Origin of the sequence: Streptomyces umbrinus, assembly GCF_030817415.1 — a bacterium.
GTDB classification, from domain to species: Bacteria; Actinomycetota; Actinomycetes; order Streptomycetales; family Streptomycetaceae; genus Streptomyces; species Streptomyces umbrinus_A.
Genome location: NZ_JAUSZI010000002.1, coordinates 2,509,237 through 2,523,525 on the forward strand (window position 1 = coordinate 2,509,237; position 14,289 = coordinate 2,523,525).

Below are 14,289 nucleotides of genomic sequence, written 5' to 3' on the forward strand. Positions count from 1 at the left end.
GCTCACACGAGAAGAGGTTTTCCGACTCTACGAGGCTCCGCATGCGGAAGCGGCAAAGACTGGCTTTGCCTCAATTTCCGGCGGAAGGAAACATCATGGCAACCAATTCGCTTCGGGCCGATACCGCGACCGTCGGCCCCTGCCAGAAACAGGCCGACTCCGAGCCGGCACGAACGCCGGCCCAGGCATCACCTCAGGCCCGGTACCCCCGGCACACGCACGACGCATGGGCCCTCCCCATCGAGGTCCTACAGAACGCCCTGGGCGCGGAGACCTTCGAGAAGGAACTGCACGACGACGAAAAGGCCTTGCTCATCGCCCACCGCGACCGACTCCTCGTGGTCACGGTCCCAGGGCTGCCCGACAAGTCGAGGGAGCACCTCGTTCGGCTGCTCCTCACCGAGTACATCAGGCACGGCTGGGCTGCCATCACGCTGGACTCACAGCAGAACGCGAGGTTCGGCGAAAGCCTCGAAGACGAGGCTCGCCCGATCGAGGCGTACAAGGGCGATCCCCCGGACGCGCGCGTGAAACGGATCACGGACGTGCGCAACCTCTACGACGGGTCCGTCTACGCACCGTTGCACGGCTGGCGCAGCGACGAGGAGGCAATCGCGGCGCTGCGCGAACTGATCACCGACGCTCTCGACGGCGTGGCCGAGGACATCCCCGAGGGGGCGTATCCGCTCCCCGACGCCATCGGTGCTGCAGTCACCATCGGCTACGACGAACACGGAAAGCCCCACCCCCTGGTCTGGGTTCGCGCCGACCTCCCCAGCGGACTGCGCGCGGATCTGTGGGGGTATTGCACCGCCTTGGCCGTCGGCTTCCACCACGTGGACGTGGAACCCGACGAGAACGGCATCTACTACGTGGGGACGGAGCGCTCCCCAGTAATCGGCCCTGGTACGGCACTGCTCGCGGCGGTCACCCTGCAGCGGCTGGGGCGCCGACCTGAGGACTGCGCCTTCCCTCTTTTCTCGTCCCCCGACCAAGCCGAGATGGCGCCGCCGTTGGCGGCATGAGCCGGACGTCCGGGTGTGGTCGGCATCCACGGACCACACCCGGAGGAACAGTGGTCGCCGACTGCAGGGGCACGCAGCTGCGTGCCCCTGCAGTCAATCCGGCTACGGTCGCCGCCAGAAGTGGCCTTGGACGTGAGGCCGGGAAAGCCAGCCCTGGGACAGCCACACTCCGTGCCCGCCGCGTCCGGCCTTCCCGGCGGCGCTACGGGCCACCGCCGCGCTCTCCGATTCCTCGAGCTCCCACTATCCGGCAGTGTGCTGGCCCTTCGTACGGCAGCCACCACTCCCCCGACCTGGCAGCAGCTCCGTTCCATAGCCACCTCATGCAACGGTGTTGCCGCTTTGTTGATCGAGGCTGGCATTGATCTGTCCGCCCCTCGCCGAGCTGCACGGCGGCCCTCGGGGCCACACCGCACATGCTGCAGGTGATCATCGGCCTCGTGGACGAACGTGCCCAGCACGAAGCGGAGTGCGACGCCCTCGCCAAGACGAAGACTCGACCTACGGTCCTGGCGCCGCCATGGGGGCGGGCCGAAAAGCCGCACCTCTCTCGCTGCGACGGCGTTCACGATGTCAACCCGGCTCTCGTGGACCAGGCCTGCCACGGACCCGGGTTGGGAGATGATAGAGAACGGCACGAACAGCTGGGTGCATTCGACCCGTTCGGCTGCCCGGCCTGGCCCACGGAGTGGCAGCGCGCCTCCCACCTCGCCCGCCGACACCTAGAGCCAGGCTGCGAACTGCCCACCGAATCCGGCGACGTCGTGCCCCAGGGCGAGGGCCTCGGACAGTGGACGCGTCAGCGATATCCGTTGTTCTGCGGCGAGTACTACAGCGCCCCCGTCTGACGGACATGCCTCCGAGGCGTGCTGAGGGACCGGGTGGCTGGTTCGGGTTCGAGGCCGAGGTCGGCGAGGTGCCGCCGGAGGCGGGTGTAAGTGTGCCGGGCGGCGTCGTGGCGTCCGGCGGCTTGGCAGAGGCGGATGGTGTGCTGGGCCAGCCGTTCATGATCAGGGTGAATGGTGCTCAGGTGTTCCAGCAGCGTCAGAACAGCGTCCTGCTCGCGTGACGTGGCGTCGGCGCCCTCGGCCTGACGGGCCAGGCGGAGCACGGCGTCGGTGGCTTTCACGGCGCAGTGTTCGCGGATCGCGTCCGCCCACAGGTAGTCCCCGCCTTGGGCGAAGGGCCCGCGGTAGTGGGCCAGGGCGTCGCGCACGGCGGACAGGGCATCGTCCTCTTTTTTGTCCACGCCGGAGACGGAAAACGCCTCTTTCAGGCAGTGGGCAAAGTCCGCGAGATCTGTTTCCACGAGCTCCGGATGGAGTTTGTGGAGTTCCCCTTGGAGCACGATGAATTCCTGCGCGGTGATCCCGGTCGCGGCTCGCAGGGCGCGGCGTACGGCGCGGCGCAGGTTTTTCAGCGCATTGTGGTCGCAGCCGGGATCGAGGTGGAGTTTGTCGGCGATGTCGGAGGCGAGGAGCCCTGTGGGGTGGGCGGCGAGCAGAGCGAGGAATTCGTGGACTTCCCCCCGCAGATTGGTGCCGACCGGGTCCTGGTGGCCGCGGGCATACAGGGTGATTGGTCCGAGGACGTGGAGGCGTACCGGCTTGGTCTGGGCGGGCCGCGAAACCTCGACCGCGTGCGGGCGTGCGGGTGCCTCCGCCGTGGGCGTGGCGGGGATGTCGGGGTGCTCGCCGTCGGGGGGCGGGCTGGTGGGGATGGGGAGGATGCGCTGACGAGGGCGCTGGCCGTGGGCGGTGAGGAGGACTTCGGCCATGTCCCGCCCGGCCTCGGGCGTGAGGTGGAACAGCCTCAAGGGGCTGGAGGGTTGATCGTGGCCGTCGGGGTGGGCGGTGGTGCCGTCGTCGGCGATGTGCCACAGGACGGCGCCGGGCAACGGGGCACCCAGGGTAAGGATGATCAGTGTGCCGGGGCGGCTGCAGGCGGCCAGGGCCTGCAGCTGTGCAGTGTGGGCGGCGTCCGGAACGGTGAGCAGGACCAGGGTGCCCGGGCCGGTCTTCGGAGCTGAGTTGGTGCTCGCTGGCTCGGTGGCCGCAGGGTCGGTGTCCTGTTCATCCTGTGTGCGGGCGTGGGTGACCAGGTGCTGCTCGGCGGCTCGGATGGTCTCTGCGGTGTCGCTCTGAGCCAGGGCCGTGAACTGGGCGGGGAGTCCGGGCAGCAGGCTCTCGGCTAGGTGTTCGGGGACGATGACCGTGACGGGCGGCGGCCCGGGGCGCTGGCGTTCGGCGGCGGTGAGGATGCCTGCGAGCAGGGCGCGGGCGGCGCCCTCGGAGCCGGGACCGGTCCAGGCGCAGCCTCCGGGCAGAGCCAGTTCGTCGAGGGAGACCTCAGCGTTGTCCCGGACGCCGATGGTGACTGTGCCCGCACTGCGGGGTTTCTGGGGCGGGGTGCGATAGGTGACCAGCGCGTCGGGGTCCTGGGGGCGACGAGGCCGGGTGGCCGCGTGGGCGGCCTGCGCGGCTTTGTCCACCAGCGGGCTCAGGGCGGGCACCTCTGTCTCCCGGTCGGGCTCCCGCAGACGATGTTGGTGCCAGTACCAGTAGCGGCGCGCGGCCAGCAGGCCGGCCGCCGCGGTGATGCCGATCAGGCTCGCCTCCCCGAGGCCGATAGCGGCCGGGCCCGGAATGTCCGTCTTGCGGGCTGCGGTTTCAGCGGGCCGGCCAGACTCTGCGTCGACGTGACATGCGCCTGCCTCGTGGCTGGCGTCCGTGCCTTGGTCGGGAGTTGGCTGTGTCGGCGCGGTCTCGGTGGGTGGCGCAGAAGGCGGTGAAGGCATGGCATCGGGGACGGGGGCAGGCGTCGGCGACGGGGTGGCGTTCTGGGCGACCGGGATGGTCAGTTCCCAGCCGGGCTTGATCAGGTCCGGGTCGGTGAGCTGGGCTCCGTCGCTTTGTACGCGGTCCTTGTTCAGCGCGTAGATCCGCGGCCAGGTGAGCGCGTCTCCCATGTGCGTGTGCGCGATGTCCCACAGGGTGTCGCCCTCGATGACCGTGTACTCGATGTACCGGACTTCCCCGGCGGTGCCAGGCGGGCCGGGATGCTCCGGATCGAGCCCGGCCGACGTAGCCCCCGCCACGACTGTCACGGCGACAGCAGGAAAAGTGGGCTGGCGGACCGGAGCAGGCAGGAGTGTAGCCGTCGCGGCGATGCGCACACGTTCCTCGCCGGGCGAGGAGGGCTGCTGAGCGCCGACCGGCTGCGGGCGCCACAGACCGATCAGGGCAATAACCAGGGTGCCGATGCACAGCGCGGCCAGAGATCCCTTCACCGACAGGGCGGCCACATGCTCATCGTGGGCATGGCGGTCGCGCAGCAGCTGGGGGAGATGGGTCGTGTACCAGCAGGTCTCGCGGACCACGGTGCAGGCGAAGGCGGCCCAGCACACCCAGCCCACCACGGCCAGCAGGTCGATCATCAGCGGGTCGCCGACCGGCTGCATCAGCCGTCGGCCGAACTCCCCAAGGGAGGAGACGTGTTCGGGCCAAGGAAGGCCGGTGGCCTTCCACAGGACGTAGGGCATCCCGGCCAGCAGGGCGAGCGTGAGGGCCAGGGTGCCGCCCGCCGTGAGCGCCGCGGTCAGCCGCTGGGGAGCGTAGGGGTGAGTCATCGCCGGTTCGCTCTCTTCGGCCGGGAAGGGGTAGTGAACGGTCGTTAGGGGGTGGCGCGTTCGGCGTGTGCGGTACCAGTCGCGTGCACGGTGAGGGTGCGCACGCCGATCAGCTGGAGGATCTGGGTGCGCTGGTGGTGGGTGACCCGGACGGCCACGGCATTGCCTTTGACCGACGCGGTGCCGCTGTCGCCGGTGGAGGCGACATACGCGCGGGCTGCCGCTGCGGCCTTGTCGTGTACGAGCCGAACGTCGGCGCCGCGGCGCAGCTGTCCGACGTCGAGTTGCTGGGCGCCGGTGCGGGCCGCTTCCTGCGCCGCGTCCAGCGCCTGGGCCTTGCCGGCCAGGGCGAGCCCGCCGTCGACGACGATGCCGGCGAACAGCCACAGCGCGGCGAAGATGCCGACGACGAACGCTGTGATCTGCCCCTGGTCGTCCCCGGCCGCCAGCCGAGTGCGGACCTGCGCCAGATGCGCTCGCACGCGTCGCTTCACACTCTTGTCGGAAAATCCGTGGGTTCGGGATCGCCCTCTGCCGGAGGGTTCGTTCGGTCTGCCGTCATCGCCGGCTTCGTCGGCTCCGGCCCGCCGGTATGAGCGCGCCCCGTCTCGCCGGACGCCAGGCCCATTCGGTCCCTTAGCCTCACGGCTATGCCCACCGATCACACCGTCTGCCACTGCGTCATCTGTCATCCCGCCGACGGACTGGACCCCCGAACCCAGGAGACCGTCGACGCCATCAACGAGCACGGCTGGCAGGTCATCATGATCCCCGCCGATGACCAGAGCCTGGGCTGGGCTTATTCCGTCGGCCTGTGGCACGGGCACTGGATCTCCGAGCTGGCGATGTTCGGTCTGGACATCCACCTGATGCAGAGGCTCCTCAACGACCTGGGCCGACGGACCGTCGAAGGACAGCCTCTGGAGGCCGATCAGGAAAGGCACGACATCGCCAGCGTCCCGGTCGTGCTCAAACCGGTCGACTACCGCTGGTACAAAGCATTCTTCGGCACCGCGATCAGCTTCTACCGCAAACCTCCGTTCCCGTTTCTCCAGGTCGTCTGGCCCACTCGCGAGGGTGCCTTGCCCTGGCAGGCCGGTGGAGAAGACCTCCTTGGCCGCCAACCCCAGCTGTCGCTGCACCCCGACGAACACCCCGTCGGGGTATGGACCCAGGACCTGTGAGCCGACGGCCACCGCTGGGTCGCGGACAATGACGCCATGACACGCTGGTTGCGCAGCTACTGGGCCGAGGAAGACACCTGGTTCCACTTCGAGGCCGGCGCCGACGGCTGGGTCATACGCCAGGTTGAACTCCAAGGACCGTTCGAAAAACCCGTCGCGGCAGCCTCGTTGGCCGAATGGGAAGCCGCCCAGCAGGCCGGAGCCCTCGCAGACTACGAAGCGACGTTCGGTGCCACGGCGGAGGTTCCCGTCCACGAGTGGGACGCGCACGAGCCGCAGGACCTCACCGCCCAAGAGTTCGAGACTGTCTGGCTCACCGCACGCGCCATCTGCCAAGCAGGAGCCCGAGCACGCCCGACGCATAAAGCGTGAACCCAAGCATCCCCGCGCGCTCACTGCTCACCACCCACACTTCGGTTCCCGCTCACCGGCACTTCAGAATTCGCGAACCCAAGAGCTCTGCTCCGATACGTGTCCACGACGGAGAAGGCGGTGCCGGCCAGGGGCACATGTCCGGGCAGCCCGGTGCGGGTGAGATCGCCCAGGTCGGCGGTGCAGGAGACTCGTGCTGTCACGGTGGCGCCCGGCGTGAGACCACCGGTGGTGAGACGGACGCTGGGACGGGTGCAGGATGCTCCTGCCGCGCGCAGTGCCGCGCCCGCCGCCTGCTGCGCCTGGGCGCGGGCATCTTTCTCGGTGCGGGTCAGAGAGGCGGCGCGGGCGGCCTGGTGGGCGGCGTCCGCCACGATGAGGCGAGCATCAACGAGCAGTCCAAGTGCCACCACGACCAGGAGGACCAGGACGAGCAGCGGCGTGACGAGCACCAACTCCACCGCAGCCGATCCCCGCTCCCGGTCGTCGCGCACGTGGCGGCGCATCTGCCGGTTCATGGCTGGCCTCCGGTGGGGGTGGTGATCCGCTCGGTGGGGCCGGATGCGTTGCCGGAGGCGTGCAGCGCCAGCCCCGGGACGGGGAGCACGCGGATCACCGTCCCCTGCACGTGCACGGTGGTCTGGGTGGTGGTGCGCTCGGCGGTCACGGACGGGGTGGTCAGGACCCGGCTGCCCAGTGCGGCAAGACTGCGCTGGGCCTGCGTCCGGCCGTCCGCTGCGGTGCCGTCCTGCGTGCGGGCGGCCGCCAGGGCTCGCTGGGCCGCGTACTGGGCGATGTGGCGTGCGTGCCAGACCAGCGCGAACTGCACCACCAGCAGCGCGATCAGCAGCAGCGCTGGGACGACGAGCACCAGCTGCGTACTGGCCGCTCCTCGGTCACCTCGCGGCGTGCGCGGGAATGCCGTCACGAACTAGCCGCCCAGGTCGATGCCGTTGGCCTTGCCCAGCACCTTGGCAGCGATGATGCCCACCACGCTCAGGGCCAGGATCGCCAGCAGGGCGGTGACCACGATGGTCTCGGTGGTGTAGCCCGCATCCGAGCGGGTGTGCCCGCGGACGTCGGCCAGGTGGGCGCGTACCAGGCGGGCCAGGGTGTCGAGTGGGAACATGGCGCGTGCTCTCTCTACTGGTTTCGTACGGTGGGCGGGGCGTCAGCTGATCGACATGACGTGGGCGAGGGCCGGGTAGCCGATCAGCAGCAGGAACGCGGCGAACAGCCCGACCACGGGCAGGGACATCTGCTCGGTGGCCGCCTGCGCGGCCCCGTCGGCCTCCGAGATCCTGCGCCGTCGCATCGCGCGCGCCTTCGCCGCGAGCGAGCCGCGGATCTTGGCGCCCTCGCTGCCCGCGAGGGTCAGCGTGGAGGCGAGCTCGGTCAGATCACTCACGGCCAGCTGGCGTCCCAGATCTCCCAGGTGGGGCCAGGGGCTGGTACGGGTGAGCTGCGCGATGTGCAGGGCGTGTCGCAGCCGCGCCGCCGCCCACCCGTGTGGTGCGGCGATGGCCTGGGCGAGGGCCTGCTGGACGCCGGCGCCGCCCGCGAGCGCGATGACCGTCAGGTCCAGGATGAGGCTCAGGCAATGGCGCATCTCGCGGCGCCGCCGGACGGCCTGCTGGCGTACCGACAGGTCGGGGGCGAAGAACAGCACCACGGCCAGGGCGAGTGAGCCGGCCAAAGGCATCCACCAGCCCGCCGCGATACCGGCCCCCAGGCGCAGCAACAGCACGGCGGCCCAGGGGGCGAGGAGCCCGGCGGTGGCGCAGACCGCCTTGCCCGCCAGATGCTGCTCCTCGCTGGTGCCGCAGACGGCCAGGTCCGCGCGCAGTGAGGCAGTGGGGAAGCCGAGCGCCCGAACGAGCGGTACGGCGCGCTTGCCCAGCCGGGTGGCCCACTCCGTGTCATCCGTGTCTTGCGTGCGTGATTCAGCAGGTGGCGGGGGCGTGTTGAGGGCGGTGAGGACGTCGGCGAGGGCGGGACGGGGCGGACGCAGCCCGTAGACGAGAGCGGTTGCCCCTGCGCCAAACAGGGCGCCGAGCAGCATGACGATCATCGTGTGCCTCCCGGCTCGGTGCCCGCCGCAGTGCCGGGGGTGGCTTTGCTGATGAGGCGGATGGGTTCCTCGATGCGGCCGATTGCGGTGAGGTAGGTGAAGCTGGCGGCGAAGAGGGCTCCCACCACCGCGAGGACCAGCTGTCCGGTCAGTGTGTTGAAGGGGTCCAGGTAGGGGCGGTTGAGGACCACGAGACCTACCGCCATGCCGAGGGTGACGGTCACGGTGACGCGCACCCCGGTGCGCACGCTCGCCCGTCCGGCGTCGATGCGCTGGCGCATGGCCACCTGCTCGCGTACCGACTCCGCCAGCTCGCCCAGCAGCGGAGCGAGTTGGCTGGCTTGCTGCTCGGCGGCCATCACCAGCGCGGTCACCACCACATCGGCCAACGGGTCATCGACGTCCTCGGCGAACGCCCGCAGCGCGGCTGGCAGCGGACGTCCCGACCGGACGGCTGTGGCCAGCTCCCGCATCTCGGATTCGAGCGCGGCCGGAGCGATGTCCGCGGTCGCCAGCACCGCCTGCTCCAGACCCGCCGCGGCAGAGAGCGTGTCGCGCAGCATCTCCGTCCACGTGGCCAGCGCCTCCATGCGTTCCGTCCGCCGTGCCGCTGGCCGGTCCGGGCCGAGCAGGCCGGGCAGGGTAAGCAGGGCGATGGTGGTCAGCACCGCCGCCACCGGCCATGCCGTCAGCGCCCCCGTGACCACCCCGGCCACCGTCGCGATCACCACGCGCCGTGTGGTCCAGTCCGTCGGCAGTCGCGCTTCCAGCGCACGCCACAGGCCTGGCCGTTGCTCGGGGGCCGCGCGCCGCACCGCGCCGTAGCCGATGGCCACGAGGCCGAGGCCGAATACCGTCCCGCACGCTACCGCGACCCCCGTCCACGTGCCGGGGCCCAGCAGGCTGTTCATGATGCTGCTCCCCACCACTGGAAGGCGGCGCTCTGCGCGTCGAGCCCTACCGCCACCAGGTCGGCGAGGGTCTCGGTGCGTAGCGGGGTGGCGGGCACCGCGCGCCCGTCGGGGCCGGGCCGGTAGACCTCGTTGGAGACGATCTGTGCCCCGTCCGCGTCGATGACCTCGCGCACCGAGTCGATGATCCGCCGCCCCGCGGCGTCCCAGCCCAGGTGGACGACGAAGTGGACCGCGGAGGCCACCATCAGGTTCGTCGCCTCAAGCGTGAGCCGTTCCGGGGACTGCGCGGCGTAGGAGGCGAGTTTGGTGAACACCCCGCGTGAGGTGGAGGCGTGGATGGTGGACAGGGAGCCGTCGTTGCCCTGGCTCATGGCGTTGCACATGGGGATGACCTCGGCCCCGCGGATCTCTCCGACGATGACCCGGTCCGGGGACATGCGCAGCCCCCACTGAGGTTCCCCCTGCCGGTCGGACAGCTTGATACTGGGACGGATGGTCCCGGAGGAAGCAGTCACAGGTAGTGAGCCAGAAGAGCAACATGAGTAAGCGGTACACGGCCGAGTTCAAGCGGGACGCGGTCGCCTTGGCGTTGTCCTCGGAGAAGACGGTCACCGAGGTGGCGAGGGATCTGGGCGTGAGTCCGGAAGGGCTGCGCGGGTGGGTGAAGCAGGCGAAGATCGACCGCGGTGAGGGGCCCGCCGGGGCTTTGACCACTGCGGAGCGTGAGGAGCTGGTCCGGCTGCGGCGGAAGGTCCGCGAGCAGGAGGCCACGATCGAGGTTCTGGGAAAAGCGACCGCCTTCTTCGCTCAGGACAAGATGAGGTAGGCACCGCGGCACGGTGTCACCTCATCGATGCGGAGAAGGCATCGGAGGGGAATCTCGCAGGTCACAGCGTTGCGTTTCTGTGCCGTGTGCTGGGGGTGTCCCGTTCCACCTACTACGCGCACAGGGCGGCAGGGCCGGCCCGGGCGGTGCGGGAGCGGGCCGAGGAGGTGCTGGTGGGCGAGATCCGGGTGCTGCATGCCGGATCTCGCGGTGCCTACGGGGCCCCGCGTGTCCACGCCGCCCTGCGGCGGGCCGGGCGGGCGGTGAACTCCAAGAAGGTCGAGCGGCTGATGCGCAAACACCGGATCGCCGGGATCACCCGCCGCCGGCGTCGGGGCCTGACCCGGCAGGCGAAGCGGGCGGTGTTCGCGCTCGACCTGATCGGCCGGGACTTCACCGCACCCCGGCCCGGGATGCGCTTGGTCGGAGACATGACCGAACTTGTCACGCTGGAAGGCAAGTTGTATCTGGCGACCTGCATCGATCTCGCGACGCGGGAGGTGGTCGGCTGGGCGATGGCCGACCACCACCGCGCCGAGCTGCCGGTCGCTGCCCTGCGGATGGCGGCCGGGCGTGGCGGCCTGGAGTACCGCTGCATCATGCACACGGATCGCGGCAGTGAATACACGAGTGACGAATTCCGCACCGAAATAGGCAAGTTGCGCATGAGGCAGTCGATGGGACGCGTCGGCTCTTGTTACGATAACGCCGCCGCGGAAAGCTGGTTCGCCATCCTGAAAGCGGAGATCGGGACGACCGTGTGGGAGACCCGCGAGGCGGCCCGGGCCGACGTTTTCCGCTACATCGAGGTCGAGTACAACCGCAGCCGACTCCGTCGGCACCCCGACTACGGGTACGTCACCCCGCTCGAAACGAGATCCCTGCTCAGGCAGAACCTCGCCCCGGCAGCGTAAACACCCGCTGTCCAGTTCGCGGGGGGAACTTCACACCGCACCAGTTCCGCCTGGTCGATGCCGCCCTGTCCCTCGATGTTCGGCTCGCGGGCCTGCATGGCCACCACGTTCGGGTGCGCCACCACATGGGCGTCCAGGCCGAGTTCGAAGGTGTCCTCGATCGTCACGAGCCGCTCTTCGGGCGGGATCTCGTGGGCGAAGGCCCGCAGCACGGTGGTCTTGCCGACATTGGTGCCGCCGCCGATGACGATGTTCTTGCGCGCCCGCACCAGCGCTCTCAGGAACGCGGCGAGCTGCTCGTCGCACACGCCCAGCCGCACCAGCTCCCTCATCGAGGCGGCCGGGAAGCGGTGACGGCGGATCGTCAGCGACACCCGGCCGGTCACCGCCATCACCGCGAACAGCCGGGACCCGTCAGGCAGTTGCAGGTTAAGGCGGGGCATGCCCCGGTCGAAGCGCCGCTCCTCCTCGCCCGCATGGGCCGCGAGCGTACGGACCAGGTCCACGAGTTCCGCATCCGAAGCAGCCACCGGGTTCTCGCGGCGCCATGCCCCGGCCGCGTCCTTGACCCACACCACATCGCAGCCATTCACGCAGATGTTCTCGATCCCCGCATCGGCCAGCAGCCGCTCCAGGCTGCCGGTGCCAAACAGCGCATCCCTGACGGCCTGGGCGATCCGCTCCTCGGCTGCGGCGTCGATCACCGCCCGGCCCTGGGCCAGAGCCTGACGCCGCTGGGTACCCAGTTCCTCAGTCAGCAGCCGTCCCACGGTGGCCCGGCGCGCCGTCTCATCCTCCGCCGGCAAACCCGCAGATTCGCGCTCGCCCGCGTAGGCCGTCAGCCGGGCAGCCACCCGCTGGCGCACCAGATGCGCCAGCTCCCGTTCACCACCAAAGGGCACCGCACCCGGCGCCATCAGCTGCTCGCTCATGATCCGCTTCCTTCGACTCCCGGTACCTGCACCAGACCGGTCCAGCTCGGTCCCATCAGCCGCGTCCCGTCGTCCTCGCTCATGCGACCGCCGTCCCCGTCTCGTGCACCGGCGGCGCTGCCAGTCGGCGGGCCAGCGTTCGTGCTGCGGTCATCAGCGGTGGCGGGCGGAACCCGGCAGTGCGCCGCCCGCCGGGCTCAGCGCTGTTCATCGCGGCCACGCTCTTGGCGTCCCAGGGCAGGAAGAGCACCCGCTCGATACCGAGCGTCTGCTCGATCTCCGCTGCCGGGTACGGGCACGGCCCGACCACAGCCAGCGTCAGCTGCTCGGCATACGAGTGCGCGTCCAGGCCGTACACGGACACATGGGTCAGCGGTTCCGCTCCGCCCCGTGCCACCAGCACGACCTGATCGGCCGCAGCAAGCAGCGGCTCGACGTCTTCGGTCAGGCGTCCCACGTCCAGCAGCACCGTGCCCCGGTCCCGGTCGTCCCCCAGCAGCACGCGCCGCCCGGTCTCGGCGGCCAGCAGCCGCACGGCCTCCCGGCACGGCCCGCGGCCCGGCACCGCGGCCACCGCCCGTACCCCGAAGGGCAGTTCGCTCGCCGCCCCCAGCAGGGAGCCCGGATACGGCTTTCCGGCCGCCGCCGCGACATCCAGCAGCGAGGGTGCCGTCGGCAGACCGAAGCGGATCATGAGGTCACCGCCGGAAGGATCCGCCTCCACCATCACCGGCCGCACCCCGCCGTCCGCCTCCGGCGGCCACGCGGCAGCCAGCGCCAGCGCCGCCGTCGTCACCCCCGGAGCGCCCGTCACCGATCCGATAACGACCAGCCGCCTCACGGAGCCTCACGCCCCTCCGCGGGAAGCACCACCACACGCGGATGCTCCAACTGCGCCGCACGCCGCGCCGCGCCGGTCTCGACCAGCACCGTCACCACCCGCGGCCCGCCCGCCGACTCCGCCGCCCGAACCCCCGTCACCGTCCCCGCCACCGCCGAGGCCGCCTTCTCCTCCGCCTCGTCCGTCGCCGCTCCGGAACCGGACGGACCGGAAAGGAGAGCGACCCGCTCCCCGCGACCGAGATCCGGGGGCGCACCGCCCGGCTCCACTGCGAGCGCCACCTGCGAGAACCCCTTCGGCGGGAAGGCAGCACTCGTGCCCACCTGCCCGGGTGCCAGCAGCGCCCCGGCCACCAACGGCACCTTCGCCCGCCGTCCCAGCACCATGCCGCGGTCCGCGAGGGAGACCACGCCCACGTCCGCCGCCACCTCCACGACGCGCAGATCTCCCGGCTTCAGCACCCGACCGGACGGCACATCGCGGGCCAGCACCAAAACCCGCTCCCGCTCCCCCACCGCCTGCGCCACCAGTGTGAAGCCGACCGCCGAGACCACCACCGCCCCCACCCCGGCCCACGCCCAACCCAGCCTGCGCCGACGGGCGCCCGTCACAGCCGGAGGCTGCTCCGGACCAGTCCGGCGGGCTCCCGGCACCTGGAACCCGCCGCCCTTCAGGCCCGAAGAAGACATGGAGGTACCCACGATTCACCTCGCGATCAAGAGAATTCCGACTTACACCGACCCGGCACGCCCGTCGCACGCCACGCCGTCACACCAAGCCGTCAGCGCGTCACGACGGTCTGTACCTCATCCACCACCAGCTGCTGTTCGGCCGTCATCACCAGCCCCGGCACTACGCCCGTCTGCCCGGCCCCCTGCCACTCGACGTCCCAGGTCACCTGCACCGACACCGAGTACGCCTTGCCCGGCGCGGACAGCGAAGCGCGCCGATATGTGTAACCGCAGTCCGGCGACGACGCCTTGGGGCTGTACGTGTCCGAGTACGGGGTCCCCGGACCACGGCACACCACGGAGCCGCCCTCACCCATCGACCACAACGCCTTCTGCGGCCGGGCCGTCGCCGTCACCTTCACGCCCTTCACCGCAGCTGACACCGACACCGGCTCCCACGTCCCGTCCTCCACCCATATCCACGTGGGCACGTGAACCACCTGCACGAAATCCTCATCCGGACTCGTACGAATCAACGGCACCGGCAACTCCAACCGCTCCACCGCCCGCCGGACAACCACCTCCACAGGAACCTGTCGCCCACCGCCCGGCTCCGGCTTCTTCTTCGTTTCGCCGTCGAAGCGCGGCAAGATCCCCATGCCTCGGCCCAAGTCGAACTCCCAACCACTCGACGTCACCGTCGGCGGCCTCTGCGGCCCTCCACCACCGCCGGGTCTCACCGCTTCTCCATGAGGCACCGACCTACGCTTCATGGAACTGCCCGGGCTCCTCTTGACACTCTGTGCCTCTGCGTCGCACGCACCAGGAACGCACGCCAGACCAGCTCCTGTGCTCAACCCATCCTCGGCCACTGCGTCTTTTGCCGGCGTGAGCAAGACCGCAATGGACAG

The 14,289-nt window shown here is 70.3% G+C and carries 16 protein-coding genes and 2 pseudogenes; 6 read left to right on the top strand and 12 right to left on the bottom strand.

All coding sequences use genetic code 11. From position 1 onward, the window contains the following. Window positions 1–95 precede the first annotated feature (95 nt). Together QF035_RS11585 and QF035_RS11590 are read left to right on the top strand one after the other, a co-directional pair. Complete coding sequence (locus tag QF035_RS11585) at window positions 96–1,025, top strand: hypothetical protein (protein ID WP_307520048.1); 930 nt, start codon at window positions 96–98, stop codon at window positions 1,023–1,025. 416 nt (window positions 1,026–1,441) lie between these two features. Continuing rightward, complete coding sequence (locus QF035_RS11590) at window positions 1,442–1,873, top strand: hypothetical protein (protein WP_307520050.1); 432 nt, start codon at window positions 1,442–1,444, stop codon at window positions 1,871–1,873. Here QF035_RS11590 and QF035_RS11595 read toward each other — a convergent pair. Beyond that, on the bottom strand, window positions 1,855–4,653 hold the full coding sequence (locus QF035_RS11595; RefSeq protein ID WP_307520051.1) for a BTAD domain-containing putative transcriptional regulator: 2,799 nt from the start codon (window positions 4,651–4,653) through the stop codon (window positions 1,855–1,857). The genes QF035_RS11590 and QF035_RS11595 overlap by 19 nt on opposite strands. A 44-nt stretch (window positions 4,654–4,697) precedes the next feature. After that, complete coding sequence (locus tag QF035_RS11600; RefSeq protein ID WP_307520052.1) at window positions 4,698–5,147, bottom strand: pilus assembly protein TadG-related protein; 450 nt, start codon at window positions 5,145–5,147, stop codon at window positions 4,698–4,700. Window positions 5,148–5,303: 156 nt separating this feature from the next. Between QF035_RS11600 and QF035_RS11605 the strand changes: the two genes are divergently transcribed. Both QF035_RS11605 and QF035_RS11610 read left to right on the top strand, forming a co-directional pair. Further along, window positions 5,304–5,837, top strand: a complete 534-nt coding sequence (locus QF035_RS11605; protein WP_307520053.1) for a DUF4262 domain-containing protein — start codon at window positions 5,304–5,306, stop codon at window positions 5,835–5,837. 36 nt (window positions 5,838–5,873) lie between these two features. After that, on the top strand, window positions 5,874–6,209 hold the full coding sequence (locus tag QF035_RS11610; RefSeq protein ID WP_307520054.1) for a hypothetical protein: 336 nt from the start codon (window positions 5,874–5,876) through the stop codon (window positions 6,207–6,209). 20 nt (window positions 6,210–6,229) lie between these two features. Here QF035_RS11610 and QF035_RS11615 read toward each other — a convergent pair whose 3' ends face one another. From QF035_RS11615 to QF035_RS11640, 6 genes and pseudogenes are all read right to left on the bottom strand, one after another. Next, on the bottom strand, window positions 6,230–6,727 hold the full coding sequence (locus QF035_RS11615; protein ID WP_307520055.1) for a TadE/TadG family type IV pilus assembly protein: 498 nt from the start codon (window positions 6,725–6,727) through the stop codon (window positions 6,230–6,232). Further along, window positions 6,724–7,137: a TadE/TadG family type IV pilus assembly protein gene (locus QF035_RS11620; protein WP_307520057.1), complete on the bottom strand. Its 414-nt coding sequence runs from the start codon at window positions 7,135–7,137 to the stop codon at window positions 6,724–6,726. Before QF035_RS11620 ends, QF035_RS11615 begins: the two co-directional genes overlap by 4 nt. A 3-nt stretch (window positions 7,138–7,140) precedes the next feature. Next, window positions 7,141–7,338 (bottom strand): hypothetical protein, encoded by a 198-nt coding sequence (locus QF035_RS11625; protein WP_307520058.1) that lies wholly within the window; start codon window positions 7,336–7,338, stop codon window positions 7,141–7,143. A gap of 42 nt (window positions 7,339–7,380) precedes the next feature. Continuing rightward, window positions 7,381–8,280 (bottom strand): type II secretion system F family protein, encoded by a 900-nt coding sequence (locus QF035_RS11630; RefSeq protein WP_307520059.1) that lies wholly within the window; start codon window positions 8,278–8,280, stop codon window positions 7,381–7,383. Beyond that, entirely contained in the window at window positions 8,277–9,191 is a 915-nt protein-coding gene (locus QF035_RS11635) for a type II secretion system F family protein (RefSeq protein ID WP_307520061.1), read from the bottom strand. The genes QF035_RS11630 and QF035_RS11635 overlap by 4 nt, the downstream gene beginning before the upstream one ends. Next, window positions 9,188–9,646: pseudogene (locus tag QF035_RS11640) on the bottom strand (ATPase, T2SS/T4P/T4SS family); the annotation flags it as partial. The pseudogene QF035_RS11640 and the gene QF035_RS11635, both read right to left, overlap by 4 nt. An 86-nt stretch (window positions 9,647–9,732) precedes the next feature. Here QF035_RS11640 and QF035_RS11645 point away from each other — a divergent pair. Next, entirely contained in the window at window positions 9,733–10,020 is a 288-nt protein-coding gene (locus QF035_RS11645) for a transposase (RefSeq protein WP_123471932.1), read from the top strand. Between the two features lie 23 nt (window positions 10,021–10,043). Beyond that, on the top strand, window positions 10,044–10,934 hold the full coding sequence (locus QF035_RS11650; protein ID WP_307531055.1) for an IS3 family transposase: 891 nt from the start codon (window positions 10,044–10,046) through the stop codon (window positions 10,932–10,934). A 35-nt stretch (window positions 10,935–10,969) separates the two neighbouring features. Here QF035_RS11650 and QF035_RS11655 read toward each other — a convergent pair. The 4 genes and pseudogenes from QF035_RS11655 to QF035_RS11670 form a co-directional block, all read right to left on the bottom strand. Next, a pseudogene (locus QF035_RS11655) lies at window positions 10,970–11,866 on the bottom strand (CpaF family protein); the annotation flags it as partial. Between the two features lie 79 nt (window positions 11,867–11,945). Further along, window positions 11,946–12,680 carry a MinD/ParA family ATP-binding protein gene (locus tag QF035_RS11660; protein WP_307520062.1) on the bottom strand — a complete coding sequence of 245 codons (735 nt, stop codon included), beginning with the start codon at window positions 12,678–12,680 and terminating at the stop codon, window positions 11,946–11,948. 23 nt (window positions 12,681–12,703) lie between these two features. Continuing rightward, the gene (locus QF035_RS11665; protein ID WP_307520063.1) at window positions 12,704–13,318 is read right to left on the bottom strand and encodes an SAF domain-containing protein; all 615 of its coding nucleotides are present in this window, start codon (window positions 13,316–13,318) and stop codon (window positions 12,704–12,706) included. Between the two features lie 170 nt (window positions 13,319–13,488). Further along, entirely contained in the window at window positions 13,489–13,869 is a 381-nt protein-coding gene (locus QF035_RS11670) for a hypothetical protein (protein WP_307520065.1), read from the bottom strand. Between the last annotated feature and the right edge of the window lie 420 nt (window positions 13,870–14,289).